The sequence below is a fragment of the Actinotalea ferrariae genome, from assembly GCF_019733465.1.
Classification (GTDB): Bacteria; Actinomycetota; Actinomycetes; order Actinomycetales; family Cellulomonadaceae; genus Actinotalea; species Actinotalea ferrariae_A.
This window is the reverse complement of record NZ_JACVQL010000363.1, coordinates 1-3,963: the sequence shown is the minus strand read 5'-3', so window position 1 is coordinate 3,963 and position 3,963 is coordinate 1. Positions and strand designations below refer to the sequence as shown.

At 75.7% G+C, this 3,963-nt stretch carries 3 protein-coding genes; all 3 read right to left on the bottom strand.

Annotated features, from left to right (window positions below; all coding sequences use genetic code 11):
* Nucleotides 1-31: 31 nt before the first annotated feature.
* On the bottom strand, nucleotides 32-1,000 hold the full coding sequence (locus tag ICW40_RS19790; RefSeq protein WP_221655694.1) for a glycosyltransferase family 2 protein: 969 nt from the start codon (nucleotides 998-1,000) through the stop codon (nucleotides 32-34).
* A 1-nt stretch (nucleotide 1,001) separates the two neighbouring features.
* Nucleotides 1,002-1,619, bottom strand: coding sequence for a dTDP-4-dehydrorhamnose 3,5-epimerase (gene rfbC, locus ICW40_RS19785; protein WP_221655693.1), 618 nt, complete (start codon nucleotides 1,617-1,619; stop codon nucleotides 1,002-1,004).
* Nucleotides 1,620-1,713: 94 nt separating this feature from the next.
* Nucleotides 1,714-3,963: DUF2142 domain-containing protein (locus ICW40_RS19780; protein ID WP_221655692.1), on the bottom strand; the 2,250-nt coding region annotated here is incomplete at its 5' end.

The following is a 3,963-nucleotide window of genomic DNA, read 5'->3' as shown; positions in this document are numbered from 1 at the left end:
GCGCAAGACCGTCGGCACGCTCCGCCGCCGCTCATCGGCGCGCTGAGCCGCCCGACGCCCAGGGGCCGGCGCGGCCGGCGAGCGCGTCCCGCACGGCGCGCGCCATGACCCGGATGCGCTCCGCGCGGGGCGGCGGGACGAGCGCGTAGAACACCGCGTACTTGGTGATCCAGGCGACGTACCCGACGCGCCACCGCAGCGACATGAGGTCCCCGCGCACGAGGAGCAGCGTGTTCCGGACCATGTAGTAGTTGCGCCGCGGGGAGTGGATGTGGACGGCCCGCTCCCGGCCGGGGATGCGCTGCGTGCGGTCGCCGAGCTGGTGCGCGAGGCTCGCCCCGGTGACCCCGTAGAGGGCGAAGCCGGCGCGCCGCGCGCGCAGCCCCCACTCGAGGTCGATGTGGTCGATGAACCAGTCCTCGTTCATGGGCCCGACGGCGTCGAGGACCGTCATGGGGACGAGGCAGCCGGAGGCGATGAGGAACGCGACGTCGACGAGGCGGCCGTCACCCTCCGGCAGGTCGGCGCGCCGGGGCCCCCAGGTCCGCGCCGCGAAGAGCAGGGCAGCGGTGCCGTTGCGCTCGTCGACCGTCACGGGGCCGACGGCGCCGACCGGTCCCCGCCGTTGCGCGACGGCGAGCCCGTCGAGGAGGCGGTGGACCATGTCCGGGGCGGGCAGCGAGTCCTGGTCGGAGAGCAGCACGTGCGTCGCGCCGTGCGCCGCGGCATCCCGGATCCCGACGTTCTGGGCCGCGGCGATCCCCCTGTTGTCGGGGAGCGGGACGAGCCGGACCCCGGGGTGCGCGGCGCACGCGTCGCGCAGCGCCGCCACGCGCTCGGGCGCGCTGCCGTTGTCCACCACCACCACGGCCGCCACCTGGGGCACGAGCGCGCCGAGGAGCAGGCCGACCACGTCAGCGTCGGGCTCGTAGGTGACGACGACGGCCGTGACCGCGGCGGTGGCCGGTCCGGCCGGCGCGCCGACCGGGTCGACGGTCACGTCAGCCTCGCAGGCGCCGGAGGTGCTCCTCGACGTCCTCGAGGCGGGGCAGGAGACCGTCGGCGAGCGCCTGCTCGAGCGTGGGCGCGGCGGCGTCCTTGGTCGACAGCTGCGGCGTGATCGGGCTGCCGTCCCGCGCCGTGGTCGGCCACTCGATGCCGAGCGCCGGGTCGAGCGGGTGGATGCCGTGCTCCCGGCCCGGCGCGTACGGGGTCGAGCACAGGTAGAGGACCGTCGAGTCGTCCTCGAGCGAGCAGAAGGCGTGCCCGATCCCCTCGGACAGGTAGATCGCCCGGCGGTCGACGTCGTCGAGCAGCACGGCGTCCCACTGCCCGAACGTCGGCGACCCGACCCGGATGTCGACGGCCACGTCGAGCACCGCGCCCTTGGCGCACGTCACGTACTTGGCCTGGCCGGGCGGGACGTCGGCGAAGTGGATGCCGCGCAGGACGCCGGCGGCGGAGACGGAGCAGTTCGCCTGCTGGAGGTCGAGGCGGTGGCCGACCGCCTCGGTGAACGCCTCGTCCTTGAACCACTCGAGGAAGACGCCGCGCGGGTCTCCGAACTGCTGGGGCGTGATCTCCCACGCCCCGGGGACCGCGAGCTCGCGGAAGTCCATGGCCGTCCTCCAGGTCGATCCAGCTCGGTGAGCACCGTGCCGGGGGGCACGTGCGCGCCGCCGCGCACGCGGGCGGCACAACCCTAGTCGAGCGTCAGAGGTAGAACCGGTCGGCGATCGTCGCCACGGCGACGACGTGGAGCGCCCACATCGCGACGGCCGTCGTGGCGGTCGCGCCGAGCACCACCACGTCGCGCACGCGCTCCCCGAACCGTGCGGTGAAGGCCTCGAGCGTCAGGGGCAGGAGGGCGAGGAACGCCGGCAGCGCCATGAGGGCGTAGCGCCCCTGGAGCAGCTCGTCGCGACCGGACGACCGGAAGTAGAGGTAGCCGGCGGCGTAGAGCACGGCCATGAGCCCGCCGACGTGCACGAGGGACAGCCCGGTCCGTGTCACGTGCTCGAGCTCCCCGCGCGGTACGAGGACGCCCTCCCGACCCCCGGGCTCGTGCCGCTCGCGGACGAGCCAGCGGACGAGCGCGACGGCCTGCCACACCAGCCACACGACGACGAGCGCGACGACGATCCGGACCCCCCACCACACGGCCGCGTACGCGCCGCCGGGGAGCCGCACGTCGAGCCATGCGAACGTGCCGAACAGCTGCTCGCCCCACTGGGCGCGCATCGCCGCGAAGCCGTTGTCGACCTGCAGGCCGAGGTAGTGGCGCAGACCGCGGGACGGGTCGCCGTCGGACGAGACGGGGACCGAGGTCGAGGGCAGGCCGCCGACGGCCTGCAGCACGAGCCAGGGCACGTAGGCGACCGCGAGCCCGACCGCGACGCCGGCGCCCGCGACCAGCACCCGCCGCAGACGCGGGGCGGCGCGCAGCGCGCCGACGAGCAGCGCGACCCCGACGACCGGGAGCGCGCCCGCCCCGTACTGCTTCGCCAGCAGCGCCGCACCCACGGCCAGCCCGGCGAGCAGCCCGTCGCGCCACCGGACCGAGCCCTGGGCGAGCCGCAGGGCGGCCGCGAACGCCGCGATCCCGCCCGCGATGACGAGGCCGTCGTTGTTCACGATCGCGAACTGGTGGGCCATCATCGGCTGGAGGGTCACCGCGAGCGCGAGCAGCATCGCCGCCGTGCTGCTGCGCGGCAGGAGGCGCCGGGCGACGGCGAGCGTGGCCCAGGCGGCGAGCGCCCCGAGCGCGACGCTCCACAGCCGCATCGCATGGATCCGGTCCTCGAGGGTCCCGGGCGTGAGCTCGTAGAGGACGGCCGCCGGCAGGTAGTAGGTCGGCGGGTACCCGGCGGCCGGTGCCGAGCCGCTCGCGCGGGGCGACGCGTCGGCCATCTCCTCGTCGACCCGCTCGACGTCCTCGGCGAGGTAGGAGGGCCGGTCGCCGGGCGGCAGGGCCCCGCGGTTCTGGTACTGGTCGAGGACCGTGAGCTCGTCGCTGTACGGCACCGGGATGTCCTCGTACGCCCGGTCGCGGACGGGGATCAGGCGCTCCTCCGCCATGAACTGGGCGTACGCGACGTGCGCGCCCTCGTCCATGCCCTCGAGCGGAGGCAGCAGCGCGGACCAGACGAGGCCCCGCCCGACGGCGACGGCGACGAGCAGGACCACCGCGGCGCGCCGCCGGTCGCTCAGCGCCAGCGCTCCGACGACCGAGAGGACGAGGACCACGGCGGCGGCCGCGACCGCCCAGGGCTGCACCCACCAGGGGGCCCCGAGCGCCGCGAGCCCGAGGGCGCGCCACACCTGGTCCCACACGGACGGCGCGCGGTACTCCGCGATCGTCGCGGTCGCGACCGGCTCGTCCTCGAAGACGTCGAGGACCTCCTGGGCGTCGCCCTGCGCCGTCGCGGGCATCGCCGCGCCGCGCGGCGTGCCGACCCACATGGTCACCGCCTGGCTCCAGTCGCCCGGCGCCCCCGTGTACGTGACGGTGAAGACCTGGCCGGCGCTGTCCGGCACCGGGTCGAAGTGGGCGACCTGCGAGGCCCGCGACGTGTCGACGAGGTCGGCGCACGGGACCGCCGCGTCGGACAGGACGGACCCGTCCGGTGCGGTGACGCGGACGTCGACGGCGCAGTCCGTCACGCCGCCGTAGGTGCCGAAGGTCGCCTCGAAGCCGGTCAGCCCGTCCTCGGTGGCGCGCACCTCCTGGATGATCTCGGTGCCCTCCTGGACCGCACCCGAGATGCCGGTCACCACCACGGACTGCGTCTCGAGGCCCTGGACGTCCCCACCGGGGCGGGTGAGCCAGACGACGCCGGTCACGAGGACGAGCAGCGCCGCGACGAGGGCCGCACGCGTGGGTCCGTGCGCGAGACGCGCCCGCAGCGAGCGCGGTGCCGGCTCGGACGCGCCGGGCCGGGCCGGGGTCGCGCCGTGCGGCGT